The sequence below is a fragment of the Streptomyces sp. NBC_01428 genome (genome assembly GCF_036231965.1).
Taxonomy (GTDB): Bacteria; Actinomycetota; Actinomycetes; order Streptomycetales; family Streptomycetaceae; genus Streptomyces.
Map to the genome: position 1 here is coordinate 1,564,144 of NZ_CP109499.1, position 26,559 is coordinate 1,590,702.

A 26,559-nucleotide genomic window follows, 5' to 3' on the forward strand; every position below is an offset into this window, starting at 1 on the left:
TCAAGAGGCGAAGCATGCACCCCCCACCACAGTCGGCTCGCCCGCCCCGCGGGCAGCCGTAGGAAGGGAGAGTCATGGACTCCCCACGCCTGCTGCGCAGATGCCTCTTCGCCGCGCTGTCCGCCGCGCTCGTCGCCTCCGCCTCGGCCGTCGCCGCTCCCGCCCACGCGGGTCCGGCGGCGGCCGCTGCCGCGGTCACGTTCCAGGACACCTTCGACGGTGCCGCCGGTTCGGCCGTCGACTCGTCCAAGTGGCAGATCGAGACCGGCGACAACGTCAACAACCACGAGCGGCAGTACTACACGTCGGGCAACAAGAACGCGGCGCTGGACGGCCAGGGGCACCTGGTCATCACGGCCCGCAAGGAGAACCCGTCCAACTACCAATGCTGGTACGGCACATGTCAGTACACCTCGGCCCGGCTGAACACCTCCGGGAAGTTCAGCTCGACGTACGGCCATGTCGAGGCGCGCATGAAGATCCCGCGCGGGCAGGGCATGTGGCCGGCGTTCTGGATGCTGGGCAGCGACATCGGGCAGGTCGGCTGGCCCAACTCCGGTGAGATCGACGTGATGGAGAACGTCGGCTTCGAGCCGTCGACCGTGCACGGCACGATCCACGGCCCCGGCTACTCCGGGTCCGCCGGTATCGGCGCGGGCTACTCCCTGCCGAACGGGCAGGCCTTCGCGGACGCCTTCCACACCTTCGCGGTGGACTGGGCCCCGAACTCGATCACCTGGTCGGTGGACGGCACGGTCTACCAGCGGCGCACGCCGGCCGACCTCGGCGGCAACACCTGGGTGTTCAACAAGCCGTTCTTCCTGATCCTCAACCTCGCGGTGGGCGGCTACTGGCCCGGCGACCCGGACGGTTCCACGTCCTTCCCGCAGCAACTCGTCGTCGACGAGGTGAAGGTGACGACGAGCGACAGCCCGAGCGGCACCGCGGCACCGATCAAGGGCCTCGCGGGCAAGTGCGTGGACGTCGCGGCGGCCAGTACGGCCAACGGAACGCCCGTACAGCTCTACGACTGCAACGGAACGGCCGCCCAGCAGTGGACGGTCGGGTCCGACGGCACGATCCGCGCCCTCGGCAAGTGCCTGGACGTCACCAACAACGGCACGGCGGACGGCACGCCGATCCAGTTGTGGGACTGCACGGGCGGCACGGGCCAGAAGTGGGCCGTCAGCGCGGCGCACGACATCGTGAACCCGGCGGCCAACAAGTGCCTGGACGTCACGGGGAACAACTCGGCCAACAGCACCCGGCTGCAGATCTGGACCTGCTCCGGCGGGGCCAACCAGAAGTGGACCGTGGGCTGACGGACCGCTCGGGCGGCGGCGCGGGTCACCAGCGCCGCCGGCTCGCCGAGTTCGGCACAGTCGCCGGCGCACCTCAAGCCGATTCGCCGGGCCTCAGATACCGGTAGCAGCCGTTGGTCTCCTGGGCGAGCCAGCCGTTGACGCTGCTGAGGCCGCGATCGTTGATCTGGGCGTCATGTACGGCGAACGCCCGCCGAGGCTCGACGGCCTTGACGAAGTCGATCGCCTCCGCCGTCTTCATCCACGACCCTTGGACCGGGACCAGGAGCGTCTCGATCGGCTGATCGGGTACGTGCAGCGAGTCTCCGGGGTGGTAGACCGCCTCATCGATGATGTAGCCGAGGTTCGCGCAGTCCGGCCGGCCCGCGTAGATGGTCGCGTGACGACCGCCGACCGCCCGTACGCGGAAGCCGGCGGCGGTGAATCCCGCGCCGGAGGGCACCCCGATCACGTCCACCCGCGGGATGTTCGCCTCGACGGGGGCGTAGACCGGCACGCCGAGCCCGGCCAGGCGAAGGACGTCGACGTGATCGGCGTGTTCGTGCGTCACCAGCACGGCGTCCGCACCGGTCAAGGCGGCCGGCTCGCTCCACGTCCCGGGATCGATGACCAGCACGCGGCCATCATGTTCGAGGCGTACACAGGCGTGGGTGTACTTCGTGATCCGCATGGCGCCCCAACGTACTCGCCACAGGTACGCGACCCAGCGTTCCACAACCGGGCCGTCGCCGAGACCGGGCCCTGCGGCTTCCGCACGTCGTTCGTCCACGACGAGCAGCGGGCGGTCGAGATCATGGCCCTGGAGGAGCGCGAGGCCATCAAGGACCCGCGCCTGCTCGTTCAAGGGCTGATCGTGCTCGCCCTGGTCGTCGCCGGGTTCGTCCTGCACCCGGTGCTGCGCTACGAACCCAGCATCGTCGCCCTGCTCGGGGCGGGACTCCTCATCGCCGTCTCCAGCGCCGAGACCGGCGAGGTCCTCTCCGAGGTCGAGTGGCCGACGCTCGCCTTCTTCGCCGGCCTGTTCATCATGATCGGCGGACTCATCGACACCGGCGTCATCGACGAGGTCTCCAAAGCCCTCGCCGACGCCGTCGGCACCAACGAACTCGGCGGCTCCCTCACCCTGCTGGGCGCCTCGGCCGTCCTCTCCGGAGTCATCGACAACATCCCCTACGTCGCCACCATGGCCCCCATCACCAGCGATCTCGTCCACAACATGGGCGGAGGCAGCGACCACGTCATGTGGTGGGCGCTCGCCCTCGGCGCGGACCTGGGCGGCAACGCCACCGCGATCGGCGCCTCGGCGAACGTCGTCGTCCTCGGCATCGCCGAACGCAACCGCCAGCCCATCACCTTCTGGCAGTTCACCAAATACGGCCTCGTCGTCACCGCTGCCACCGTGACGATCTCCCTGATCTACGTCTGGCTGCGTTACTTCGCCCTGGCTGCCTGAGCCGTGGGCAGTCCCTGGTGCGTCCGGACGTCGTCCCGCCGAGCGCCGTCGACGTGCCCGTGCGGGGAGCGAGGGAGGAATGCGCGGTCTCCCGAGCTCGGCCGATCCCGCCGGGCCGGGCTCTCACGTGTCGACGAGGCCCATGTGCTGCTCGTTGTAGCGGTCTCCGTGCACGCCCAGGCGCGCGGCCACGGCGTTGAGATCGGCCACCTCGTCGGCCGACAGTGCCACTTCGGTCGCGGCCGCGTTCTCCGCGACGCGCTCGATCCGCCGCGTGCCGGGAATAGGCACGATCCACGGCTGCTGCGCCAGCAGCCAGGCCAGCGCCACCTGGCCGGGCGTGGCGTGCTTGCCGTGGGCGAGCGCGGTGACGTGATCGACCAGGGCTTGGTTGGCGGCACGATTGTCGTCGCTGAAACGCGGGATCGTGGTGCGGATGTCTCCGTCGGTGAACACGGTGCCGGTGCTCACGCTGCCGGTGAGGAAGCCCTTGCCCAACGGACTGAACGGCACGAAGCCGATGCTGAGTTCGGCCAGTGTGGGCAGGACCTCGGGCTCGGGGTCGCGGGTCCACAGGGAGTACTCGCTCTGCACGGCGGTCACGGGGCAGGTCGCGTGGGCACGGCGGATGGTGGCCGCCGACGCCTCGGACAGGCCGAAGTGGCGTACCTTGCCCGCCCCGATGAGGTCGCCGACGGTGCCCGCGACCTCCTCGATCGGGACCTGGGGATCGACCCGGTGCTGGTAGAAGAGGTCGATCGTGTCCGTACGCAGACGACGCAGGGCGGCATCGGCCACCCGCCGGATCTGCTCGGGGCGGCTGTCCAGTCCCGTCGCCCGCCCGTCCTCGATACGCCAGCCGAACTTGGTGGCGATCACGGCCTGGTCGCGCACCGGTGCAAGGGCCTCGCCCACCAACTCCTCGTTCACGTACGGCCCGTAGACCTCGGCGGTGTCGAAGAAGGTGACGCCCCGCTCCAGCGCGCCGCGCAGGACGGCGATCATGTCGTCGCGGTCACCCGGGTTGGGCCCGTACGACTGGGACATGCCCATGGCGCCCAGTCCGACGGCCGAGACCTTCAACCCCTGGCCCAGGGTGCGGGTATGCATCTGTGTCTCCTCGTGCGGTCGCTGGAACGAGGCGACGACAGCCACCCCCGTCCGTGTGCGGTGAAGCGGCCGTCGACGGGCGCAGCGGTGGCCCAGGACGCCCCTGACAGTGGGCCAAGATCTGGAGACGAATTGCGCCGGCCCGCAAGGGGGACTCCGTCGGAAGCCGGCCCTCGGTCGGGTTCCGTGACCGGACCGCTCCCTTGTGGAACCTCCATGGGTGGGCGGCGAAGTATCTGCCGGGAACGTCCCACCCGGACTCTTCGCGCATCCGGCACCCGTGGGCCGCCGGGTGGGCACAGGCGGCGGTCGCGTCCGGCTCATCCCGCGAGGGCCGGGCCGCCCCCGTCCGCCGGGCCCCGTGTCAGCGCGGCACCCACGTGAGCTTGTCGCCGCCGACCCAGCGGACCACGTCGGGGTCGTCGAGGTCGTGCACGGTGATGCCGTACGCGGCGGCGTACTCCAGGACGTCCGTGATCGCCCTCGCCTCGCCGACCATCTCACCGTCGATCTCCATGATCCGGAACGGCGGCGTGCCCGGCTGCACCCCGAGCACCAAGATCCGTGGGCGGGAGATGTACGGGCTCGAGCTTTCGGTCATGGCTAGATCGTAAAGCGGTTGTCGCCGGTCAGCGCGGCGCCCGGGAGCCACGGACCCGTCGCGCCCGGAAGGCCCCGGAGCTGCGGGAATCCGTTGTTCACCCAGCCGGGTGAGCCGCCTGCGGCTGTCGTCCGCGGGCCGGCTCGCCGCTTCCGTCGTGCGGCCGGAGGACGGCTGGGCAACCCTGGGAGAAGCGGGCGGCGGCCTGCGCGACCGCGGCGAGGAGGTGGCGATGGACCCCGTGGAGGCCCTGGACCGCATCGCGTTCCTGCTGGAGCGGAGCCTCGCCCCCACCTATCGCGTACGGGCCTTCCGCACGGCGGAGGCGGTGCTCGCGGCGCTCCCCGCGGACGAGGTGCGCGAGCGGGCGGGCAACGGCTCGCTGGAGAAGCTCAAGGGCGTCGGCCCGAAGACCGCCCAGGTGGTCCGGGAGGCGCTGGCCGGTGAGGTGCCCGGCTATCTGGCGACGGTGGAGCGGGAGGTCGGAGGGCCGCTCATCGAGGGCGGTACGGCTCTGCGGGCGCTGCTGCGCGGGGACTGTCATCTGCACTCCGACTGGTCGGACGGCGGCAGTCCGATCGAGGACATGGGGCGGGCCGCCGCCCGGCTCGGCCACGACTGGGCGGTGCTCACCGACCACTCGCCGCGGCTGACCGTGGCCCGCGGACTGTCCCCCGAGCGGCTGCGGGAACAGCTGGCGGTCGTCGCGGACCTGAACGAGCGCTGGGCGCCCTTCCGGCTGCTGACCGGCATCGAGTGCGACATCCTCGACGACGGCTCGCTCGACCAGGAGCCGGAGCTGCTGGAACGACTCGACGTGGTGGTCGTGTCGGTGCACTCCAAACTGCGCATGGACGGTCCTTCGATGACCCGCCGGATGATCGCCGCCGTACGCAATCCGCTCTCGGACGTGCTCGGGCACTGCACCGGCCGCCTCATCGGCGAGCGCGGCCGGCCCGAGTCGGCGTTCGACGCGGACGCCGTCTTCGCGGCCTGCGCCGAGACGGGGACGGCCGTCGAGATCAACAGCCGTCCCGAGCGCCTCGACCCGCCGCGCCGGCTGCTGCGCCGCGCGGTCGAGGCGGGCGTCCTGTTCTCGCTGGACACCGACGCGCACGCGCCGGGGCAACTGGACTGGCAGGTCTACGGCTGCGCGCGGGCCGAGGAGTGCGGGGTGCCCGCAGGCCGGGTGATCACCACCTGGGGCGTGGACGATCTGCTCGCCTGGGCCAGGACGCGCCGGACACCCGCCGGGGCGTGACGCACATCACCGTCGGTTCGGACACCCCGGGGAACACCGACCGGTAGTTTCCCGTTGAACGACTCGTGGGTGCGGATGGGACAGTGTCCCCGGGCCTCACCTTTTGCCCACAGGGACGATCGTTCGGCTGAAGCCCTGTGGAGCGTTTCGCCGAGAGGCGACCGCCATCCGTGCCCACCCACAGACGGCCCCGACCGCGATTCCCCCGTCCGGTCGGGGCCTTTCCCTTGCCCTCCCCCGCCCCCCGGTCGCCGACCGCGGGCCACGGATGCCGTGTCCGCTTGACTTGGAGTCCGCTCCAATTCGTAGCGTTCAGGACATGAGCACTGCACAGCACAAGATCGGTTCGGGTTTCGGCGCCAAGAGCACCGCCGACGAGGTCCTGGAGGGGATCGACCTCTCCGGCAAGCTCGCGATCGTCACCGGCGGCTATTCGGGCATCGGTCTGGAGACGACCCGGGCACTGGCCCGCGCGGGCGCCCACGTGGTGGTCCCGGCGCGGCGCCCGGAGGCCGCCCGTGAGGCCCTGGAGGGCATCGACGGCGTCGAGACGGACGAGCTGGACCTCGGCGACCTGGAGAGCGTGCGGGCCTTCGCCGAGCGGTTCCTCGCCTCCGGACGCACCGTCGACATCGTCATCGACAGCGCGGGCATCATGGCCTGCCCCGAGACGCGGGTCGGCCCCGGCTGGGAGGCTCAGTTCGCGACCAACCACCTCGGCCACTTCGCGCTGGTCAACCGGCTGTGGCCGGCGATCGCACCGGGCGGGGCGCGGGTCGTGTCGGTCTCCTCCACCGGCCACCACACCTCCGGCATCCGCTGGGACGACGTGCACTGGCGCACCGGCTACGACAAGTGGGAGGCGTACGGGCAGGCGAAGACGGCGAACGTGCTGTTCGCCGTGGAGCTCGACCGGCTCGGCCGGGACTCGGGCGTACGGGCGTTCGCCCTGCACCCGGGCGGCATCCTCACGCCCCTCCAGCGGCACCTGCCCAAGGAGGAGATGGTCGAGCGCGGGTGGATCGACGAGAACGGCGACGTCCTGCACCCCGACCTGTTCAAGACGCCGGAGCAGGGCGCGGCCACCCAGGTCTGGGCCGCGACGTCGCCGCGGCTGGCGGGCCTCGGCGGGGTGTACTGCGAGGACTGCGACATCGCCGAGCCCGCGCCGGAGGACGACTCCCGGACCGGAGTGAAGGCGTACGCCACCGACCCCGAGCAGGCCACCCGGCTGTGGGCGCTGTCGGCGGAGCTGACCGGGGTGAACGCCTTCGCCTGAGCCGCCCGGACCTCGTCCGCGACGGGGGGCCATGGGAGCGACTCCCGTGGCCCCCCGTCGCGTTGACGGTGACTCCGGCGCGTGGCCACGTGATGGCGGCGCGCACGTCCTCCGGCCGCTCAGGCCGGGGACTCCTCCGGCCCCGGGTCCTCGGGGTGCACGGTGTCCGAGCGGGGGACGCCCTGCCGGGCGGTGCCCGCCTCGTCGGTGTCGGGGACGTCCGTCGCCGGTTCGTCCTCGCCGAGTTCGGGCCCGTCCTGCCCCGAGACGACGTCCCAGGGGTCGTCGCCCTCGTGGGCCTGCTGGTCGGGCATGTCCCGCGGTACCGGGTGAGGGGTCTCACCGGGGGCCTGCGGAAGCTCGTCGCTCACGGCGCACTCCGTTCGTGGGGCGGATCGGGGCGTGCCGGGGCGGCCCGCACAGCGTCGGGCGGGCCACCTCCGGACGTCGTCCGAGTACCTCGACACCCGCCGGTGAAACCCCCGCGTGCCCGCTGACCTCGCGTTCTCGCCCGCACGGACGTCAGTGGGGCGCCCGCTCCTCCAGGGCCGTGCGCCAGGCGGGCGAGGGACCGGTGGGCGCCGGTTCCGCGCGCCGGCCGCCGCGCGCGAAGAAGTCGGCGAGCGGCAGGATCGCGGCGCCCACGGTGACCGCGTCCGGGCCGAGTCGGCCGAGGTCCACGGTGACCCGCTGGGCGGGATAGCGCAGGGAGTACGAGATCGCGTAGCGGCGCACGGCGGGCAGGAAGCGCGAGCCGAGCTGGAGGCCCGCCCAGCCGCCGATGAGGATGCGCTCGGGCTGGAAGAGGTTGATCAGGTCGGAGAGTCCGGCGCCGAGGTACTCGGCGGTCTCCTCGAGGACGGCGAGGGCGATGGGGTCGGAGGCGGTGCCCTCGGGCGGGTAGGCGGCGGCCAGCATCGCGGTCAGCGCCGTCTCCTCGTCGGTGCCCTCCGGGGGGTGTCCGCCCTCCTCGCGCCAGCGGTCGAGCAGCGCCTCCGCTCCCGCGTACGCCTCCAGGCAGCCGAGGGAGCCGCAGCGGCAGCGGCGTCCCCTGACCCGTACCGTCAGATGGCCCCATTCGACGGACCGGCCGTTCTCCACCTCGTCGGTGACCAGGCAGGCGCCGACGCCGGAGCCGAAGAGGACGACGACCGCGTTGCGCGCGCCGCGTCCGGCGCCGAACCACATCTCGGCCTGGCCGAGGGTGCGGGCGCCGTTGTCCGCGAAGTACGGGACGGTGTCGGGGAGTTCGCAGGCGGAACGGAGCAGGGACTCCAGCGGGACGGCGTCCCAGCCGATGGTCTGGCCGTGCACGACCGCGCCGCGCTCGGGGGTGCGGTCGACGATGCCGGGTACGCCGAGGCCGACCCCGAGCAGCTGGTGCGGGGCGATGCCCGCCTCGGCGAGCACCTCGGCGATGCCGTCGCGGATGTGGCCGACGATGACGTCGACGTCGTACCCCTGGCTGCGGAGCGGGCGGTCGATGCTGTGCCGCTCCAACGGCCTTTCCACTCTGGCGAGTTCGGTGAGGGTCAGGTCGAACAGCTCGACGCGGACCCGGGTTTCGCCGACGTCGACGCCGATCATGTGGCCGCTGCCGGGGACCACGCGCAGCAGGGTGCGGGGGCGGCCGCCGTCGGAGTCGACGCTGCCGGCCTCCTCCACGAGTCCGTCCGCGACGAGTTCGGCGACGACGTTGCTGATGGATCCGGAGCTGAGCCCGGTCGCGGGACCGAGCTCGTAGCGACTCATCGGCCCATCGAAATACAACCGTTGCAGTACGGCGGTGCGGTTGCCCCGTCGCAGGTCACGCACTGTCCGACCGTTCCGCGCCGCCATGTGATTCCCTTCCGGCCTGCCCGACCTGCAAGATACCCCTGCGCGATCCCTTGACGCGACTTTCTTCCGGGTCTTAACTCACGTCCTAAATTAAGCCATGAGGATCGTTCGGGAAGTGAACGCGGGCGCTCCTCATGGCTCCCTCCGGGAAAGGGACATACGCAGCCATGCGCAGAATCCGAGCCGCGGCCGCCGGTGCGGTCACCATCACCCTGCTGACCGCCGCGACCGCCTGTGGCGGCGGCTCGTCGAACGGTGGCGGGTCCAACGACTCGCCCAAGACGCTCACGTACTGGGCGTCCAACCAGGGCGCCAGCATCTCGATCGACAAGAAGGTGCTCGCACCCGAGCTCGCCAAGTTCGAGAAGCAGACCGGCATCAAGGTCAAGCTGGAGGTCGTCCCCTGGTCGGACCTGCTGAACCGGATCCTCACGGCCACCACCTCGGGTCAGGGCCCCGACGTGCTCAACATCGGCAACACCTGGAGCGCCTCGCTGCAGGCCACCGGTGCGCTGCTGCCGTGGGACGCGAAGAACTTCGACAAGATCGGCGGCAAGGACCGCTTCGTCGACTCCGCGCTCGGCTCGACCGGCGCCGAGGGCAAGGACCCGGCCGCGGTCCCGCTGTACTCGATGGCGTACGCGCTGTACTACAACAAGGCGATGTTCGCCGACGCGGGCATCTCCAAGCCGCCGGCCACCTGGGACGAGCTCGTCGCCGACGGCAAGAAGCTGTCCAAGGGCGGCAAGTGGGGCATCGGCGCCGAGGGCGCGAACGTGTCGGAGAACATCCACCACGCGTTCGTCTTCGCCAAGCAGCACGGCGCGGACTTCTTCAAGGCCGACGGAACCGCCGACTTCACCAACGACGGTGTGGTGGCCGCGGTCAAGCAGTACGTCGACCTGATGGCGAAGGACAAGATCATCGCCCCGGGCAACGCCGAGTACGCCCAGAACCAGTCCATCAGCGACTTCGCCAAGGGTAAGAACGCCATGCTGCTGTGGCAGTCCGCGGCGGCCAACCTCAAGTCGCAGGGCATGAGCCCCGACGCGTACGGCATCGCCCCGGTGCCCGTGCAGTCCGGCACCCCCGGCACGGGCACGAACACCAACTCCATGGTCGCGGGCATCAACCTCGCGGTGTTCAAGAACACCAAGAACCTCGACGGATCGACCAAGTTCGTCAAGTTCCTGACCAGCGACGCCGAGCAGAAGATCCTCAACACGGCGTACACCTCGATCCCGCCGGTCAAGACGGCGCAGGAGGTCGCGCCCTTCACCGACCCGGCGAACGCGGTCCTCAAGGACACCCTGGCGAAGAGCGCGGCGGCCCTTCCGCAGGTGGCGGACGAGTCCCAGTTCGAGACCGCGGTCGGCACCGCCGTCAAGGAGCTGTTCGCCGACGCGGCCGGCGGTAAAGCGGTGACCACGGCCTCGGTGAAGGCGGCGCTCGAGAAGGCCCAGCAGCAGATGCCCAAGAAGTGAGTGCGGGAACCACGATGACCACCACGACCGCCGCCTCCGCCGAACCCGGCGAGACGACGGTGCGCGAGAGCTCCCCCGGGGCGGCGCGAGGCCCGCGCCGCCCCGGGCGGATCAAGCGCATCGGACTGCCCTACCTCCTGCTCCTGCCCGCCCTGGTCCTCGAACTCCTCGTCCACCTGGTGCCGATGGTGATCGGCATCGTGATGAGCTTCAAGGAGCTCACCCAGGTCTACATCAGCAACTGGGGCACCGCGCCCTGGTCCGGCTTCGACAACTACTCGGTGTCGGTGGACTTCGACGCACCCGTCGGCAAGGCGCTGCTGCACTCGTTCTTCGTCACCGTCGTCTTCACCCTGCTCTCGGTCGGGCTGTGCTGGCTCATCGGCACCGCCGCCGCGATCTACATGCAGGACACCTTCCGCGGGCGCGGCATCCTGAGGGCCCTGTTCCTCGTGCCGTACGCGCTGCCCGTGTACGCGGCCGTCATCACCTGGGTCTTCATGTTCCAGCACGACAACGGCCTCGTGAACCACGTCCTGCACGACCAGCTGCACCTCACCGACGAGCCGTCCTTCTGGCTGATCGGCGACAACAGCTTCTACGCCCTGCTCACCGTGTCCGTCTGGAAGGGCTGGCCGTTCGCCTTCCTGATCGTCATGGCGGGCCTGCAGAACATCCCGGGCGAGCTGTACGAGGCGGCTGCTCTCGACGGGGCCGGCATGTGGCAGCAACTGCGCCGCATCACGCTCCCGTCGCTGCGGCCGGTCAACCAGGTGCTCGTCCTGGTGCTGTTCCTGTGGACGTTCAACGACTTCAACACGCCGTTCGTCCTGTTCGGCAAGACGGCCCCGGAAGCGGCGGACCTCATCTCGGTCCACATCTACCAGGCGTCCTTCGTGACCTGGAACTTCGGCACCGGCTCGGCGATGTCCGTGCTGCTGCTGCTCTTCCTGCTCGTCGTCACGGGCGTCTACCTGCTGCTGACCTCCCGGGGAAGGAAGACGGCCGATGTCTAGCACCTCCACCACCCGGCCGCGCTCGCCGATGGCGCCGCCGCGGTCCTTCCAGGCGGGCCGCGCGGTCTTCCTGACGCTGCTCACCGGATTCGTCCTGGTGCCGGTGTACGTCATGATCTCCAGCTCGCTGAAGCCGCTCGCGGACGTCACCGGCAAGTTCCGCTGGCTGCCGAGCGGTCTGACGATCCGGCCGTACGTCGACATCTGGTCGACGGTGCCGCTGGCGCGGTACTTCGTGAACTCGCTGATCGTGGCGGGGGCGGCCACGGCCCTCTCCGTCGTGATCGCGGTCTTCTCCGCGTACGCCGTGAGCCGCTACAACTTCCGCGGCAAGCGCGTCTTCACGGTCACCGTGCTGTCGACGCAGATGTTCCCCGGCATCCTCTTCCTGCTGCCGCTGTTCCTCCTCTACGTCAACATCGGGAACGCGACGGGCATCGCCCTGTTCGGCTCGCGCGGCGGTCTGATCCTCACGTATCTGACCTTCTCGCTGCCGTTCTCGATCTGGATGCTGATCGGGTACTTCGACTCGGTGCCGCGCGATCTCGACGAGGCGGCGCTGGTGGACGGCTGCGGGCCGCTCGGGGCGCTGTTCCGGGTGGTCGTGCCGGCCGCGATCCCCGGCATCGTCGCGGTCGCCGTCTACGCCTTCATGACCGCCTGGGGCGAAGTGCTGTTCGCGTCCGTGATGACCAACGACGCCACCCGAACGCTCGCCGTCGGGCTTCAGGGCTACTCCACGCTCAACGACGTGTACTGGAACCAGATCATGGCCGCCTCGCTGGTCGTCAGCGTTCCTGTGGTCGCCGGCTTCCTGCTGCTCCAGCGCTATCTCGTCGCCGGGCTGACCGCGGGAGCCGTGAAGTGACCGATTCCATTGATGACGAAGGGACTTCAGTGACCATCGACCTTGCCGCCCTCCCCGAGGACTTCCTGTGGGGCACGGCCACGTCGGCCTACCAGATCGAGGGTGCCGTCAGCGAGGACGGCCGCTCCCCCTCGATCTGGGACACCTTCTCGCACACCCCGGGCAAGATCGACAACGGCGACGACGGGGACGCGGCCTGCGATCACTACCACCGTTGGCGCGAGGACATCGACCTCATGCGTCAACTGGGCACCAACGCCTACCGGTTGTCCGTCGCCTGGCCGCGCGTGGTGCCGGGGGGCGACGGACCGGTCAACGCGAAGGGACTCGCGTTCTACGACGAGTTGATCGACGGGCTGCTGGAGGCGGGCATCACCCCCTCCGTGACCCTCTACCACTGGGACCTGCCGCAGGTGCTCCAGGACCGCGGCGGCTGGCCGGCCCGTGACACCGCGGAGCACTTCGCCGCGTACGCGTCGGTGGTGGCGGAGCGGCTCGGCGACCGCGTCAAGCACTGGACCACGCTCAACGAGCCGCTGTGCTCGGCGTGGATCGGTCACCTCGAGGGCCGGATGGCCCCGGGCTTCACCGACCTCACGGCCGCGGTCCGCACCTCGTACCACCTGCTCCTCGGACACGGTCTCGCCACCCAGGCGATCCGTGCCGCCGTGCCCGGCGCCCAGGTCGGCATCGTCAACAACCTGTCCGACATCCAGCCGGCCACGGACCGTCCCGAGGACGTCGCCGCGGCGAAGCGGCTCGACGGACACACCAACCGCTGGTGGCTCGACCCGGTGCACGGCCGCGGCTTCCCCGCCGACATGGTCGAGGTGTACGGGGTCGAACTCCCCGAGGTGGCGGGCGACCTGGAGACGATCGCCGCGCCGCTGGACTGGCTGGGCCTGAACTACTACTTCCCGTCCACGGTCGCCGACGACCCGACGGGACCGGCCCCGCACGTCCGCTCGATCAGCCGGCCCGGCGTGCCCCGTACCGCCATGGACTGGGAGGTCGAGGCCGCGGGTATCGAGCGTCTGCTGCTCCGTCTGACGCACGACTACGGCGCCCGCAAGCTGTACATCACGGAGAACGGCTCCGCGTATCCCGACGTCGTGCGCCCCGACGGCGTCGTCGACGACCCGGAGCGCGCCGCCTACCTGGAGCAGCACCTGGCGGCCTGTACCTCCGCGGTGCGCAAGGGTGTCCCGCTGGCCGGCTACTTCGCCTGGTCGCTGCTGGACAACTTCGAGTGGGCGTACGGCTACGACAAGCGGTTCGGTCTGGTGCACGTCGACTACAAGACCCAGAAGCGCACGATCAAGGGCAGTGGTCACCGCTACGCGGAGATCGTCCGCGAGCACCTCGGACGGGGTCGCAACGCGGCCTGACCGTAGGAGCGTCCGGTGGTGGCGCGGCCCCTCGTCGAGGGGTCGCGCCATCGCCGGGTTCAGGAGCCGTTGCCGGCCGGGGCGTTCGCGCTCCGGCCGATCTCGTCGAGAGCGGCGGCGCGCCGCGGGGCGGCCGGCTCACGGGCGGTCCACGTGCCGGGCACCCCGTACTCCGGCGTGCGACCGCCCCTCGCCGTCCCCGCTCCCGGTGGGGCCCCGAAGCGGGCGAGGCAGTGCCAGACCTTCTTGAGGTCCTGGAGGTCGTGGCGTCCCGTTCGGGCGGCGTCGCCGATGACGCGGGGGTCCAGCCGGCCGTTCTCGGCGATCTCCGCGCCGAGTTCGACGAACTCGGGGCCGCGGAAGCCGGGGTGTCTGCGCAGTTCGGCGACGTCGAGGCGGTAGCCGGGATGCCAGGCGACCGGGCAGGGCAGGCGGTCGGCCGCGGCCTCGACGGGGGTGCCGCGGTAGGACGGGTCGAGAACCAGCGCCTCCACGTCCCTGGCCAGGACCACCGGTCCGTGGACCTGTGCCTCGATGTAGTCGTCGAGGGCGTCCCGGTCGTCCGCCTCGGCCAGTTCCACGAGGGACATGCGGGACGCCACACCGAACGCGGACGGTTCGGCCGCGCTGTCGGGGTAGCAGAAGGTCGCCCGGCGCAGTGCCGCGCCGGTGAGGCGGAAGTGCGAGGACCCGAACCGGGGTGCGGCGCCCACCACTTGACGCCGGAAGTCGAGACCGCCATAGACGGGCCGCTCGGCGGAGGCCGCCGTGTCGTAGGCCGAGCCGAAGATCCGGCTCTCCCAGCGCCAGCGGTCGCCGCCGGGGTGCGCGGTCAGTCCACCGTTGCTCGTGCCCGTGACGAACTGTGACCGGTAGACGCCGTCCCGGGCCAGCGCGTCGAGGACCGGGACACCGTGCGCCGACCGGTCGGGGTGGAAGTTCAGGGTCAGCCGCAGGGTGGGATCGAGTGCGGGCCCAGAGGAGAGCGCCTCGACATGGCGCAGCGCGCGCTCCCGCGGGGCGCTCCCGGGCCGCGTCGTCCGACCGTCCCCGACATCCATTGGTTCCTCCCCGTGGAGCACGCCGCCCGGCCCGGGACCCGCCGCTCCCGGTTCCGGGCCGGTGACCTCGGGAGCACTCCCCCAGTGATCTCCCATGGCACGGGTCGTCCGCAACTCGTTTGCCGGCGGCGACCTGGCCGGGTCGCCCTCCCCCGGGCACCCGGTTCAGGTCATCCGGTTCAGGCCGACCGCGGCGTCCAGTACGGGTCACGGCCGAGGAACGCCAGCAGGGACGCGGCCGGGCCCGCGTCCGCGGGTGTCTCGCGCGGGGCGGCGAACACTCCGAACGCGTCGCGGAGATGATCGGCCAGGAGGTCCGCCGCGAGACGGATGCCTCCGGCCAGCTCGTCGTCGAGAGGCGACCTCTGGCCCGTCGCGACGGCGATGTCCCAGGCGTGCACCCCGGCGTCCATGGCACCCGCCGCGGCGGCCACCCGCAACGGCAGCGGCCCGAGCGGTGTCGGCACGGCCTCCATGTCGGCGGGCAGCCCCGCGTAGACGCCGGCGACGTCCGTGAGCACCTTGTCGAGCGCCGCGGTGGCATCGGCCACGGGCTCGTCGGAGGGCTGGAAGGCGTCCGAGTCCGGCCAGCCGGTGCCGGTGACGGCCGCGCCGTACGCCTGCTGGTCGAGTCGCGCGTGGTTGAGTACCTGCCGCACCGTCCACTCGCCGCACGGCGTCGGTGCTCCCCACCCGCCCTCGGGAACGCCTGCCGCCACGTCACGCAGCCGGGTGTGGGCGCGTGTCAGCAGTTCGATGCCTTCGACGTCACTCATCCTGAAGTCCTCCAGACGCGGTCCTGCCGGGCTGATGACCTCAACTTAGATGGCCTTGCGGACAGATACGGTCCGCAAGGGGAACGTTCGTACAGCTGTGAAAGGGGAAGGCCCAAGAGATGCAAGAGGCACGTGGTGAGTGGGCGGCGTCCGTCGCGAAGATCGTCGAGCGGCGACGGGAGCCCGTGGTCGTCCAGACGCTCCGATCCACGTTCGCGGCGACCCTCGCGTACGTGGTGGCCGTGCATCTCAGTCCCGAGGCCGCGCCCCTGACCGCCCCGCTGACCGCTCTCCTGGTCGTCCAGGTCACCCTGTACTCGACGATCACCACCGCCATCCGACGGGTGAACTCCGTGGTGGTGGGCGTGGTCATCGCCATCGGGTTCAGCAGTCTGGTGGGTCTGACCTGGTGGAGTCTGGGTCTGATCATCCTCGCCTCGCTGGGGGTGGGACATCTGGTCCGGGTCAGCGAGTTCGTCCCCGAGGTGGCGATCAGCGCGATGCTGGTCCTCGGGGTCACCCGGGTCGGGGACACGGCGTGGGCCCGTGTCCTGGAGACGCTGATCGGCGCGGTCGTGGGCCTCGCCTGCAACCTCGTGCTCGCGCCTCCCGTGTGGGTGGGGGTGGCCGGCGAGTCCATCGAGGATCTGGCACGCCGGGTGCGGCAGTTGATGTTGCGGATCGGCGAGGAGGCCGCCGGCCGCACGCCGTACCAGCTGGCCGCCGAGCGGCTGCACGAGGCGCGCCGCCTCGATCACGACATCGCCTCGGTGGACGCGGCCCTGCGGCAGGCCGAGGACAGCCTGAAGCTGAACCCGCGCGTGCGCGAGGGGCTGCTGCACCGGGTCGTCCTGCGCACCGGTCTGGACACCCTGGAGATCTGCACCGTGGTCCTGCGGGTCCTCGCGCGCAGCCTCACCGACCTGGCGAAGGAGCGGGAGCCGGAACGACTGTTCGATCCGCAGGCGGGTGCCGTCCTGGAGGAGTTGCTGTCCGAGATGGCCGACGCGATCGTCAGCTTCGCCGTCCTGGTGACGACGGACGTCAGCCGCAGCGCGGAGAACGCCGAGGAACGGCTCAGCGCGGAGCTCGCCACGGCGGCCGGGACACGGGACAAACTGGCCCAGCTGTTCCTCGAAGAGGTCCAGCGGGACGCGAGTCAGTGGCAGTTGCACGGATCGGTCCTCACCGAGGTCAACCGCATCATCGACGAGCTCGACACCGAGCACCGCACCCGCCGGCTCCTGGAGGAGCTGGACCGCAGCGGCCGCGAGGAGCGCGAGAACCGGCCGCATCTCGCGCGGTTGCGGCGCCGGCTGCGGCTGCCGTCGCGGCTGCGCCGGAACCGGAACCGTTCCGGCGCCTCCGGTCGTTCTACGTGAGAGGTCCGGCGTGCGGGCGGGGGTGACGGCGTGGAGTGGTGCGCCGCCGTTCGGCCGGCGCCGGGTGCGGAGCGACACGACGAGGGGGCGGGCGGATGACCGAGGACACCGTACGGATCGACGGAAACGCGCTGCGGCTGCCGGGCGGGGTGCAGGTGCGGTTCATCCGTACCCTGCGGCTGCCCGAGTCGGGCACCCACGCGCTGCCGCCGGGGCTCGGGGAGTTCCCCGTCCGGCGGGTCGAGGACTACGGCGACCGGGTGCCGGCCGAGTGGCGCGCCCGGGGCGGCGTGATGCTGCCGGTGTATCTGCGCGAGGCGATGTGGCTCAGTTTCGCGGGCACGGCGGAGCCGGCCGCGTTGCAGGTCGGCGTGGGCAAGGTGTGCGCCGTCTCGGGCAGGCCGTGGAGCTCCCGGCTGCACCGCGACCCGCAGAACTACGTCGTACTGCCGCGGCAGCCGTGGCTGGACGGGATCAACTCCGGCAAGGGCACGGTCCGCCAGTTCGTGGCCGTCCCGCTGGGTCTCGGGGCGACCGTCGAGGGCCAGGTCACGGGCGAGGAGGTCTGGGGCGGCGTCCAGCTCCAGTCGTTCCCGCTGGACGAACGGGAGCTGGCCGCGTGGCGCGAGGCGGAGCGCCGCAGGGCCCGGCAGCTCCCGCGGATGCCGATGGCACCCGGGGCGTACGGCGGCGCGGCGATGCCGATGGCCGCGCCACCCGCGCCGGGAGCGGCCCCCGCCGCCGCGGGCGCGGCACCGCTGCGGGCGCGCAGCGCACCGGCGATGGGCCTCGGTGTCGGCGGTTCGATGCGCCAGGAGGTCTATGAGGACGACCGGCCGCTGAAGGCCTGGGCCGAGGAGCCCGCCGGGCGGGTGTTCGTGCATCTCGTGACGCCGCCGGAATGGCGCCGCATCACCGGCGAGGCCCCGCCGCCGTCCCCGGTGGACCGTGCCGCGTACACCCGCGCGGGACTCCCCTGGTTCGACTACTACGACGAGGACGCCTCGGACCTCGCGCCGGCGGACGGGCTGGGCTCGGTCAAGCCGGTCGGCGACTGGCTGGGGGACGACCACGAGCCCTGGCAGCAGCCGTCACCCCACCAGGTGAAACCGCTCGGCGACGCGCCCGGCAAGCCGGTCGGGGACGGCGACTGGTAGACACCCGACCCGCGTTGCGTTCTACGCAACGCGGGTTGCCGTTCTTGCACTCGCGGCGCGGCGCACGCCAAGGTGGGTGTCACAGCTGAGGCAACCGACACCCCGAGGTGCAGGCATGAGCAGTGGTGCAGAGCCGTCACACGGCCCGGGCGGCGGCTGGAGCAGGCGTCGTTTCGTGGGCGCCCTGGCCGGGGCCGCCGCGATCACGACGGTCCCGGCACCGGCCCGGCCGCAGTCCGACGCCTCCGCGGAAGGAGCGACGCCGAAGGCCCCGGCCGCGTCCCCGTCCACGCCCCCGGCGAAGCGTTCCGGCCCCCGGCCGCTGTATCTCGGCACGTACACCTCGGGCGAGGGCGCGGGGAAGGGGATCGGCCTCGCCACGTACGACGCGGAGTCGGGCGCGGTGACCGGCGGCGGTGTCGTGACGGGCGTCGCGAACCCGTCCTTCCTCGCGGTGCATCCCGACGGGCACACGCTCTACGCGGTCGACGAGCAGGACGCGGGCGCGGTGACGGCCGTACGGCTCCCGGGGCACGAGGTGCTCGGCTCGCGGCCCACGGGCGGCGCGGGCCCCTGCCACCTGTCCGTTCATCCGGGCGGGCGTTGGCTGCTGAGCGCGAACTACACCTCGGGCAGCGTGGCGGTTCACCCCCTCGACGCCTCGGGCGCGATCGGTGAGCGCACCGACCTGGTCACGCACTCCAGCCCGGCACCGGGTCCCGGCCAACAGGGCCCGCACGCGCACCAGTTCGCCGCCGCCCCCGACGGCGGCCATCTGCTCGCCGTCGATCTGGGGACCGACACCGTCTACACCTACCGGCTCGACGAGTCCGCGGGCACGCTCACCGAGGTGTCACGGGCGGCCGCGAAACCGGGCGCCGGCCCGCGTCATCTGACGTTCCACCCCGGCGGACGGTACGCCTACCTCGCCGACGAGGTCGACAACACCGTGGCGGTCTGCGGCTACGACCCGGCCGACGGCCGCCTCACGATCGGCGCGCCCCAGTCCACGGGCACCGGGAGCGGCACCAGTTACCCGGCGCAGTTCGTGGTCACGGCGAACGGCTCGTACGCCTTCCTCGCCAACCGGGGCCACAACAGCCTGACGCGGTACGCGATCGAGGAGGACGGCGCCCGGCTGCGCCTGCTGGACACCGTGCCGGTCGGCGGCGACTTCCCGCGCCACATCGCGCTCTCCCCGGACGGGCGGCTGCTGTTCGCGGCGAACCAGCGGTCCGGCACGGTCACCGTCTTCGAGGTCGACGACACGAGGGGTGAACTGCGGCGCGTGGGCGAGCCGTACGCCTCACCCGTCGCGGTCTGTGCGCTGCCGCTGTAGGGCCCGGGGACAGGACGCGGCACTCGCCTGCGTGAGCAGGACGTGCATGCGCTCGGTGAGCTGGGACACGTCGTCGGCGGGTGCGTGGAAGGGCAGGCGCACGTCGCCGTTGCCGCGCGCCCGCTCGATGCGCAGGGTCAGTCCGTGCCGGTCGACGGCCAGCGGCTGGACGCGCACCGCGCCGTGCAGGCTGTCCGGTTCGACGAGGCGGGTGAGCCGCTCGACGGCGTCCGGGTGGGCGTCGGCGAGGTGGGTGAGCAACTGGGCCTCGGCGACGGCGAGCGGGTCGGGCTCGGCGGCGGCCAGTTCGTCCAGGTCGACCACCACGGTCCCGGAGGGCCGGCGGAGCACGGCGCGGGTCGGCCGGAAGGCCAGGTGACCGTCCTCGACGGCGAACCAGCCGGCGAGCCACAGCCGGGCGCGGATCCGGTTCCGTACGGGCACCGGTGCGACGTCGGCGAACTCCAGGACGGCGGAGGGCTCCCCGCGCGGCGCGCAGATGGCGTTGGCGAGCAGCGCGCTGTCCTCGGGCACGTGCAGGAGCACCCGGCCGTCGGCGGCGACGGAGTGCGCGCCGACGAACTCCTCCCGGCCGCCCTCCGCGCTGACCGCGCAGGACCAGGCCGCGGCGAGCACCGAGCGGGCGTGCTCCGCCGCGGCGGGCGCGGCCGTCCAGGTGTCACGGTCACCCATCAGCTTCCTCCTAAGGTAAGGCTTGCCTAACTTATCGAAGTTCCGGGCGTACGCCAACCACGCCTCGCCGAGAGTTCCGGACAGGGTCAGAACCCGGGAGCGGGAAGGGAGCCCGGCCACCACAGGGGGACGCCGTCGGGACAGGTGGGGGTGACGCCGCTCCAGAAGAAGGAGAGGGCGCACCAGCACAGGCCGAGGAGCGTCACCGCGAGGGCGACGATGTGGAGGAGGGGGTGGCCTCCCAGGACAGCGCCCACCAGCACCCAGCCCATGAGGAGGAGGGCGGAGAGGGCGGGGATGAAGAAGTAGAGCAGGAAGAAGCTGTTCGCCGCGTTGTGCACTCCCGCGTCACAGGCGTTCGTCGCCCGGCCCAGCAGCATCGTCGTGAGCAGCGCGAACGCCACGCCCACCACCAGGCCGAGACAGCCGTGCACTCGTCGGTTCTCCATGCGTCGTCCCATTGTCGTCGGCTCCGGCAGGCACCTCAGCCGCACGGCTCGTCACGATGTCCACCTGCTCGGCGAGCCCCGAAGTAGGCCCCTCCAAGATCAACCGGCCCGAACTCCCCTCACGCCCCCTTCCCGCGCCCCTCGGAGAAAGGGTGATCCACGCGCGGACCGACGGCTCCGAACAGACCGTCGTTCAGGGCGCGATGGCCCCGAGCAGCGCCCGCGCGCACAGGTCGCGCACCTGGGCGCGGGTCAGTTCGGCACCGCGGAGCCACTCCAGGCAGACGGCGGTGGTGAAGGCCAGCCAGCCGCGGACGGCGATCCGCAGCTCGGGACGGCTCTCGGGGGCCCAGCCCAGTTCGGGATCGGCGGCGAGCGCGGCGAGGATCTGCCGCTCCTGCGCCGCCAGCGCCTGCCGGTAGACCTTGCGCACGGCCTGGTCGCCGGCCGCGTCCGCGCGGTGGAAGGCACGGAAGCCGTGCGCGTGCTCCTCGACGTAGCCGAGGAAGGTGTCGAGGCCGGCCGAGAGCTGCTCACACACCGGGACACCCGGCACGGCCGCGGTCATCCGCAGCATGCGCCCGCTCTCCCGCTCGACCACGGCCGCGAAGAAGTCCCGCTTCGTCGGGAAGTAGTGGTACAGCAGACCGCGGGAGACCCCGGCGATCTCGGCGACCTGCTCGATCCACACGTCGTCGTACGGGCTCTCCGAGAAGAGGCGGGCCCCGACCGTGAGGAGTTGCTCGCGGCGCTCCTCGGTACTGAGCCGCCGACGCGCGCGCTCCCCCTGTGTCCCGGCCATGCCCGCACTGTACTTGACGTCGGTTCAACAACGGGACGACACTGGACGGCGTTATTGAACCCGCGTACAACAGGTCCCAACCAGTGGTACCCACAAGGGAGATGGCGTGATGGCGGAGACCAGGGAAGCCGCACCGGCCGCGCTGCCGAAGGGGTTCCGCAGCGCGGAGCTGGGCTGGCCGGAACTGCGCCGCATCCCGCACCCGCCCCGCCGCGTCCCCCTGGTCGGCGACGTACTCGGCGCCAACGTCCGTTCCCCGCTGCAGGATTCACTGAAGTTCGGGCGGCAGCTCGGACCGATCTTCCGGCGCAAGGCCTTCAGCAACGAGATCGTCTTCGTGTGGGGCGCGGACCTGGCCGCCGAGCTGGCGGACGAGTCGCGGTTCGCGAAGCACGTGGGCCTCGGGATCGCCAACCTCCGTCCGGTGGCCGGGGACGGGCTGTTCACCGCCTACAACCACGAGCCCAACTGGCAGTTGGCGCACGACGTCCTGGCCCCCGGCTTCAGCCGCGAGGCCATGGAGGGCTACCACCCCATGATGCTGGCGGTGACCGAGCGGCTCACGGACCGCTGGGACCGCGAACAGGCGGCCGGGCGCGCGGTGGACGTGCCCGGCGACATGACGAAGCTGACCCTGGAGACGATCGCGCGGACCGGCTTCGGCCACGACTTCGCCTCGTTCGAGCGCTCCCGGCCGCACCCCTTCGTGACGGCGATGGTGGGCACCCTGACCTACGCCCAGCGCCGCAACGTCGTGCCGGTGCCGCTGGCCCCGGTCCTGCTGCGCGAGGCCTCCCGGCGCAACACCGCCGACATGGCCCTCCTCAACCGCACGGTCGACGCCGTGGTCGCCGCCCGCCGCTCCGGCGGCAGCGGCCAGGGGGACCTCCTCGACCGCATGCTGGAGACCGCGCACCCGGAGACCGGGGAGCGGCTGACGGCGGAGAACATCCGCCGCCAGGTCATCACCTTCCTGATCGCCGGCCACGAGACCACCTCGGGCGCCCTGTCCTTCGCGCTGCACTACCTCGCCCAGAACCCGGACATCGCCGCCCGTGCCCGCGCCGAGGTCGACCGCGTCTGGGGCGACACCGACCGGCCGGCCTACGACCAGGTCGCCCGCCTCCGGTACGTACGACGGGTCCTCGACGAGTCGCTGCGGCTGTGGCCGACCGCGCCGGCGTTCGCCCGGGAGGCCCGTCAGGACACCGTGCTGGGCGGCGTCCACCCGATGCGGCAGGGGGCGTGGGCGCTCGTCCTCACGGCGATGCTGCACCGGGACCCGGCGGTGTGGGGCGCCGACGCCGAGGCGTTCGACCCGGACCGCTTCGACGCCAAGGCCGTACGGGCCCGTCCCGCGCACACCTTCAAGCCGTTCGGCACCGGGGCGCGGGCCTGCATCGGCCGCCAGTTCGCGCTGCACGAGGCGACCCTCGTCCTCGGCCTGCTGCTGCGCCGCTACGAGGTGCGGCCCGAGCCGGACTACCGGCTGCGGGTGGCCGAGCGGCTGACCCTGATGCCGGAGGGACTGCGCCTGCGTCTCGACCGCCGCGCCCCGGTGGCGGCGGTGCCGCGGACACCGGCGGCGCGGGCCGCCGAGTGAGGGGCCCGCTCAGTCCGCGGGAGTCCAGTGGCCGGGGCGGGTGAGGGACTCCGGGAGCCGGGTGCCGGCGCTGCCGCGGGCCCCGTTCAGCTGCGGCTGGGTGAGGAAGAAGGCCCCGGTCAGATCGGCGTCGGTGAGATCCGTGTCGCGGAGGTCCGCACCGATCAGGTCGGCGCCGCGCAGATCCGCGCCCGTCAGGTCGGCGGCGATGAGGTAGGCGCCGCGCAGGCTGACGCCCCGCAGGTCGGCGCCCTTGAGGCGGGCGCCCATCAGGTCGGCGCCCCGGCGGTCCTTCTTCTTGCCGCGCCCGGTCCCCGCGCGCACCAGGTCGCTCGTGCGCAGCAGCAGCTCGTTGACCTTCTGCCGGTGCGCGCCCACGTCCAGGGCGCCCAGTTCGTCGGGGGTCAGCCGCGCCAGTTCCTCGGTCCGGTCGAGCAGCCGGCGGACGTCGGCGTGCACCGGTCGGGCGGCGGGCAGGGCCAGGGCCTCGTTCAGGTACCAGAGCAGTTCGTGGAGCTGACGGACGACGGGGAAGACGTCGAACATCTGCCGGGCGTGCTCCGGGGAACCGGACCGCCAGTCGACACCGCCGTAGGTCTCCTGGGAGACCCGCTGTCCGGCGCCGAAGCAGTCGTACACCGTGCAGCCGGTGAAGCCGGTCTCCCGCAGGCGGGTGTGGATGCCGCAGCGGAAGTCGTCCGCCAGGTTGGGGCAGGGCTTCCCGGCGTCCTTGTCGATCGCGAAGTCCGCCGACCGGGAGAAGGGCAGGGCGACGCAGCAGAGCCCGAAGCACTGGCCGCAGTCGGCCCGCAGTGCCGGGCGTGGGTCCTGGGCCGTGGTTCCGTCGTCTCGCATACGGTCCAGCGTACTGAGCGCGGCCTCATGCCCTGAACTGCGTCGACGTCCCGGACACGCGTCTCCCGCGCCGATCGCCGCGGTGACTGTCTGGATGTTTGACGGCACACCGGGTATCGAGGGGGCCATGGATCCCACCGCCGGGCTGCCCGGTCTCCCCGCCCCTCCCCCGCTGGGCGCGAGTGCCCTGCCGGCCGGGACGTTCGACGGCTCGCTGGTGCTCGTCACCGGGGGTGGCACCGGGCTCGGGCGGGCCGTCGCCGCGGAGTTCGCCCGGCTCGGCGCCGACCTGCTGATCGTGAGCCGACGCGAGCGCCATCTCGGCCCGGCGCGAGCGGAGTTGGCGAAGCTGGGCACCCGGGTGGCGTCCGCGGTGTGCGACATCCGGGACCCGCGGCGGATCGCCGAGGTCTTCGACTCCCACTCGCTGCCCGACGTACTGGTGAACAACGCGGCCGCCAACTTCCCCGTGCCCACCGAGGACATGTCGCCGAACGCCTGGCAGGCGGTCGTCGACATCACTCTGACGGGAACGTTCCTGATGACCCGTGAGTTCGGGCGCCGGCACCTCGCGGCGGGGACACCGGGGTCGGTCATCGACGTCGGCGCCTCGTACGCCTGGACGGGCGGACCGGGGTTCGCGCACAGCGCGGCGGCGAAGGCGGGGGTGGAGAGCCTGGTGCGGACGCTCGCCGTGGAGTGGGGCCCGTACGGCATCCAGGTCAACGGGCTGGTGCCCGGGCTGATGCCGCACACCGACATGAGCGAGGACATCCGCGGCAACCTCGCCCGGGCCGAGGACGCCACGGAGTCCGCCGGACCGGACGGACACGACCGGCGCCAGCCCGCGCTGCGGGTCGGCGCCCCTCGCGAACTCGGCTGGGCGGCGACCTTCCTGGCCTCCCCCTACGCCCGTTTCATCACCGGCCACACCCTCGTCGTGGACGGCGCCAACTGGCAGCGCAGGGGGCTCGTCAGCCCTCCGGTGACACCGGTGCGGGAGCAGCTGGGGCGCGGCCCCTTCACCGGCTGACCGTCACTCCCCCGGCCCCGCGAGTCCGAGCCGGGCGAGCCGCTCGGGGTCGGCGAGGATGTGCAGGGCGACGATCCTGCCGTCGACGACGGTGATCCCCATGACCGACAGCGGCCGCCCGTCGACGCGGGCGACGACGCCGGCCTCCCCGTTGACCAGCACCGGCTGCGAACTCGCCGCGAACCGGGAGAAGGTGAGGGCCTGCCGGGCCACCGCCGCCGCCCCGCGGACGAGCTTGGAGGCGGCCGCGCCGCCGACGTGCGGTCCGGAGTCGGCCCGCAGCACGACGTCGGGGTCGAGGACGGCGAGCAGCGCCTCGAAGTCCCCGGCGCGGGAGGCGGCGAGGAAGGCGTCGAGGACCTTCTTCTGCCGGGTGACGTCGCGTTCGGGTTCGGGGGCGTCCGCCTTGACGCGGCGGCGGGCCCGGCTCGCGAGCTGGCGGGTGGCCGCGGTCGACCGGCCCACGATCGGCGCGATGTCGTCGAAGGGCACCGCGAACAGGTCGTGCAGCACGAACGCGAGCCGTTCCGCGGGTTCCAGCGCCTCCAGGACGACGAGGAGGGCGAGTCCGACGGAGTCGGCGAGGAGCACCTCCTGCTCGGGGTCGATCCGCTCCAGGGAGCCGATCACCGGGTCGGGCACGAACGTGCCGGCGTGCTCCAGCGGATCCTCGCGGCGGGCGGTGCGGGAGCGCAGCATGTCGAGGCAGATCCGGCCGACGACGGTGGTCAGCCAGCCGCCCAGGTTCCTGATCTCGTCCGGGTCGGTGCGGCCGAGTCTGAGCCAGGCCTCCTGGACGGCGTCGTCGGCCTCGCTCAGCGATCCGAGCATCCGGTAGGCCACCGCTCTCAGATGCCCGCGCTGTTCCTCGAACCGGTCCGCGAGAAGGTCGCTGTCGGCCATCGGTCCCCCTGACTCGTCGTACGTGCCGGTGACCGATCAAAACATGCCGGTCACTTCCCCTCGAAGCAGGGCGCGCGGCGGGCCCCCTTGGCGGCGTATCCCTCTGCCGCGTCCTCGGAGGTCAGGGTGAGCGCGGCCGAGAGGGCCGTGCGGTCGAGGGCCGCCGTCAGGCCGGCGTCGGCGAAGGCGTCGATGTCCCGCTTGACGGCCTGCACGGCGAGGGGCCCGTTCGCCGCGATCTCGGCGGCGACGGCGCGGGACATGGTATCCAACTCGCCTTCTTCAGCCACGAGTTGAACGAGGTGGAGGCGCTCGGCCGTGGCCGCGTCCAGACGCCGCCCGGTCAGTGCGAGGAACTTCGCCCAGCCGGCGCCCGCCTCGCGCGCGATCCGCAGGTCGCCGCCCGCGTCGACGGCGAGGCCCAACTGGGCCTCGGGCAGGGCGAACACGGCGTCGGCGCAGGCGACGCGGACGTCCGCCATCAGGGCGAGCTCGAAGCCGAACCCGAGGCAGTGGCCCTGGACGGCGGCGACGACGGGCTGCGGGAGCGACGCGAAGGCGGCGAAGCGTTCGTGGGCCCAGCGGATGCCCTCGTAGTAGGCGCGGGTGCGCTCGGCGCCCGAGCGGCCGGTGATCGCGCCGCCCGGTGCCGTCACGTCGATGCCCGCGCAGAAGGACCGGCCCTCGGCCCGGAGCAGGACGACCCGGATCGCCGGGTCGAAGCGGATCCGGTCGGCGAACAGGCCGAGTTGGCGGGTGGACTCCCAGCTCCACGCGTTGAGCTTCGCGGGCCGGCACAGGGTGAGGACGCCGACGCCGTCCTCGACGTCCAGCCGCAGCCGTTCCTCGCCCTGCGGAATGTCCGTGCGTGTGGTGTCGATCATC

26 protein-coding genes are annotated in these 26,559 nt (G+C 72.0%); 13 read left to right on the plus strand and 13 right to left on the minus strand.

Annotated features, from left to right (window positions below):
* The first annotated feature begins 74 nt into the window (after positions 1-74).
* The gene (locus tag OG406_RS06810; protein WP_329184719.1) at positions 75-1,322 is read left to right on the plus strand and encodes an RICIN domain-containing protein; all 1,248 of its coding nucleotides are present in this window, start codon (positions 75-77) and stop codon (positions 1,320-1,322) included.
* Positions 1,323-1,395: 73 nt separating this feature from the next.
* Here the strand turns inward: OG406_RS06810 and OG406_RS06815 are convergent, their stop codons facing one another.
* Positions 1,396-1,992 carry an MBL fold metallo-hydrolase gene (locus tag OG406_RS06815; protein WP_267049192.1) on the minus strand — a complete coding sequence of 199 codons (597 nt, stop codon included), beginning with the start codon at positions 1,990-1,992 and terminating at the stop codon, positions 1,396-1,398.
* On the opposite strand from OG406_RS06815, the gene OG406_RS06820 reads away from it, so the two are divergent.
* Positions 1,969-2,775, plus strand: coding sequence for an SLC13 family permease (locus OG406_RS06820; protein ID WP_329184722.1), 807 nt, complete (start codon positions 1,969-1,971; stop codon positions 2,773-2,775). The genes OG406_RS06815 and OG406_RS06820 overlap by 24 nt on opposite strands.
* 123 nt (positions 2,776-2,898) lie before the next feature.
* On the opposite strand, the gene OG406_RS06825 is transcribed toward OG406_RS06820, so the two are convergent.
* Together OG406_RS06825 and OG406_RS06830 are read right to left on the minus strand one after the other, a co-directional pair.
* Complete coding sequence (locus tag OG406_RS06825; RefSeq protein ID WP_329184723.1) at positions 2,899-3,885, minus strand: aldo/keto reductase; 987 nt, start codon at positions 3,883-3,885, stop codon at positions 2,899-2,901.
* Positions 3,886-4,249: 364 nt separating this feature from the next.
* Positions 4,250-4,486, minus strand: a complete 237-nt coding sequence (locus tag OG406_RS06830; RefSeq protein ID WP_081220635.1) for a hypothetical protein — start codon at positions 4,484-4,486, stop codon at positions 4,250-4,252.
* Between the two features lie 232 nt (positions 4,487-4,718).
* Here OG406_RS06830 and OG406_RS06835 point away from each other — a divergent pair, with 232 nt between their 5' ends.
* Both OG406_RS06835 and OG406_RS06840 read left to right on the plus strand, forming a co-directional pair.
* Complete coding sequence (locus OG406_RS06835) at positions 4,719-5,747, plus strand: PHP domain-containing protein (RefSeq protein ID WP_329190682.1); 1,029 nt, start codon at positions 4,719-4,721, stop codon at positions 5,745-5,747.
* 319 nt (positions 5,748-6,066) lie between these two features.
* Positions 6,067-7,026, plus strand: coding sequence for an SDR family NAD(P)-dependent oxidoreductase (locus OG406_RS06840; RefSeq protein WP_267049189.1), 960 nt, complete (start codon positions 6,067-6,069; stop codon positions 7,024-7,026).
* A gap of 119 nt (positions 7,027-7,145) precedes the next feature.
* Here OG406_RS06840 and OG406_RS06845 read toward each other — a convergent pair whose 3' ends face one another.
* A complete protein-coding gene (locus OG406_RS06845) occupies positions 7,146-7,397 on the minus strand; it encodes a hypothetical protein (protein ID WP_266617762.1) in 252 nt (83 codons plus the stop codon).
* 151 nt (positions 7,398-7,548) lie between these two features.
* Positions 7,549-8,865: an ROK family transcriptional regulator gene (locus tag OG406_RS06850; protein ID WP_267049188.1), complete on the minus strand. Its 1,317-nt coding sequence runs from the start codon at positions 8,863-8,865 to the stop codon at positions 7,549-7,551.
* A gap of 167 nt (positions 8,866-9,032) precedes the next feature.
* On the opposite strand from OG406_RS06850, the gene OG406_RS06855 reads away from it, so the two are divergent.
* The 4 genes from OG406_RS06855 to OG406_RS06870 are packed head-to-tail and all read left to right on the plus strand — an operon-like array spanning position 9,033 to position 13,621.
* Positions 9,033-10,349 (plus strand): ABC transporter substrate-binding protein, encoded by a 1,317-nt coding sequence (locus OG406_RS06855; RefSeq protein ID WP_267049187.1) that lies wholly within the window; start codon positions 9,033-9,035, stop codon positions 10,347-10,349.
* A gap of 14 nt (positions 10,350-10,363) precedes the next feature.
* Positions 10,364-11,365 carry a carbohydrate ABC transporter permease gene (locus OG406_RS06860; protein ID WP_164371176.1) on the plus strand — a complete coding sequence of 334 codons (1,002 nt, stop codon included), beginning with the start codon at positions 10,364-10,366 and terminating at the stop codon, positions 11,363-11,365.
* Between the two features lie 28 nt (positions 11,366-11,393).
* Positions 11,394-12,233 carry a carbohydrate ABC transporter permease gene (locus OG406_RS06865; RefSeq protein WP_164371235.1) on the plus strand — a complete coding sequence of 280 codons (840 nt, stop codon included), beginning with the start codon at positions 11,394-11,396 and terminating at the stop codon, positions 12,231-12,233.
* 29 nt (positions 12,234-12,262) lie between these two features.
* Positions 12,263-13,621 carry a GH1 family beta-glucosidase gene (locus tag OG406_RS06870; RefSeq protein ID WP_267049186.1) on the plus strand — a complete coding sequence of 453 codons (1,359 nt, stop codon included), beginning with the start codon at positions 12,263-12,265 and terminating at the stop codon, positions 13,619-13,621.
* A gap of 59 nt (positions 13,622-13,680) precedes the next feature.
* Here OG406_RS06870 and OG406_RS06875 read toward each other — a convergent pair whose 3' ends face one another.
* Entirely contained in the window at positions 13,681-14,682 is a 1,002-nt protein-coding gene (locus tag OG406_RS06875; protein WP_329184729.1) for a DUF3626 domain-containing protein, read from the minus strand.
* A 179-nt stretch (positions 14,683-14,861) separates the two neighbouring features.
* Positions 14,862-15,458 (minus strand): TIGR03086 family metal-binding protein, encoded by a 597-nt coding sequence (locus tag OG406_RS06880; RefSeq protein WP_329184730.1) that lies wholly within the window; start codon positions 15,456-15,458, stop codon positions 14,862-14,864.
* A 119-nt stretch (positions 15,459-15,577) separates the two neighbouring features.
* Between OG406_RS06880 and OG406_RS06885 the strand changes: the two genes are divergently transcribed.
* From OG406_RS06885 to OG406_RS06895, 3 genes are all read left to right on the plus strand, one after another.
* Positions 15,578-16,840, plus strand: a complete 1,263-nt coding sequence (locus OG406_RS06885; protein WP_164371180.1) for an FUSC family protein — start codon at positions 15,578-15,580, stop codon at positions 16,838-16,840.
* Positions 16,841-16,935: 95 nt separating this feature from the next.
* A complete protein-coding gene (locus OG406_RS06890) occupies positions 16,936-17,997 on the plus strand; it encodes a hypothetical protein (RefSeq protein WP_266617757.1) in 1,062 nt (353 codons plus the stop codon).
* Between the two features lie 115 nt (positions 17,998-18,112).
* Positions 18,113-19,336, plus strand: coding sequence for a lactonase family protein (locus OG406_RS06895; RefSeq protein ID WP_329184731.1), 1,224 nt, complete (start codon positions 18,113-18,115; stop codon positions 19,334-19,336).
* On the opposite strand, the gene OG406_RS06900 is transcribed toward OG406_RS06895, so the two are convergent.
* The 3 genes from OG406_RS06900 to OG406_RS06910 form a co-directional block, all read right to left on the minus strand.
* On the minus strand, positions 19,304-20,029 hold the full coding sequence (locus OG406_RS06900; protein WP_329184732.1) for a DUF2470 domain-containing protein: 726 nt from the start codon (positions 20,027-20,029) through the stop codon (positions 19,304-19,306). The two genes, OG406_RS06895 and OG406_RS06900, sit on opposite strands and share 33 nt — an antisense overlap.
* 86 nt (positions 20,030-20,115) lie before the next feature.
* Entirely contained in the window at positions 20,116-20,478 is a 363-nt protein-coding gene (locus OG406_RS06905) for a hypothetical protein (RefSeq protein WP_329184733.1), read from the minus strand.
* A 193-nt stretch (positions 20,479-20,671) separates the two neighbouring features.
* Positions 20,672-21,280, minus strand: a complete 609-nt coding sequence (locus OG406_RS06910; protein ID WP_329184734.1) for a TetR/AcrR family transcriptional regulator — start codon at positions 21,278-21,280, stop codon at positions 20,672-20,674.
* A 109-nt stretch (positions 21,281-21,389) separates the two neighbouring features.
* Here OG406_RS06910 and OG406_RS06915 point away from each other — a divergent pair, with 109 nt between their 5' ends.
* A complete protein-coding gene (locus tag OG406_RS06915; RefSeq protein WP_329184735.1) occupies positions 21,390-22,883 on the plus strand; it encodes a cytochrome P450 in 1,494 nt (497 codons plus the stop codon).
* Between the two features lie 9 nt (positions 22,884-22,892).
* Here the strand turns inward: OG406_RS06915 and OG406_RS06920 are convergent, their stop codons facing one another.
* Positions 22,893-23,738 carry a pentapeptide repeat-containing protein gene (locus tag OG406_RS06920; RefSeq protein WP_329184736.1) on the minus strand — a complete coding sequence of 282 codons (846 nt, stop codon included), beginning with the start codon at positions 23,736-23,738 and terminating at the stop codon, positions 22,893-22,895.
* Positions 23,739-23,865: 127 nt separating this feature from the next.
* Here OG406_RS06920 and OG406_RS06925 point away from each other — a divergent pair, with 127 nt between their 5' ends.
* Positions 23,866-24,771 (plus strand): SDR family oxidoreductase, encoded by a 906-nt coding sequence (locus tag OG406_RS06925; RefSeq protein ID WP_329184737.1) that lies wholly within the window; start codon positions 23,866-23,868, stop codon positions 24,769-24,771.
* 3 nt (positions 24,772-24,774) lie between these two features.
* Here the strand turns inward: OG406_RS06925 and sigJ are convergent, their stop codons facing one another.
* Both sigJ and OG406_RS06935 read right to left on the minus strand, forming a co-directional pair.
* Positions 24,775-25,674, minus strand: coding sequence for an RNA polymerase sigma factor SigJ (gene sigJ, locus OG406_RS06930; protein ID WP_266617751.1), 900 nt, complete (start codon positions 25,672-25,674; stop codon positions 24,775-24,777).
* 50 nt (positions 25,675-25,724) lie between these two features.
* Positions 25,725-26,558, minus strand: coding sequence for an enoyl-CoA hydratase/isomerase family protein (locus OG406_RS06935; RefSeq protein ID WP_329184738.1), 834 nt, complete (start codon positions 26,556-26,558; stop codon positions 25,725-25,727).
* Between the last annotated feature and the right edge of the window lies 1 nt (position 26,559).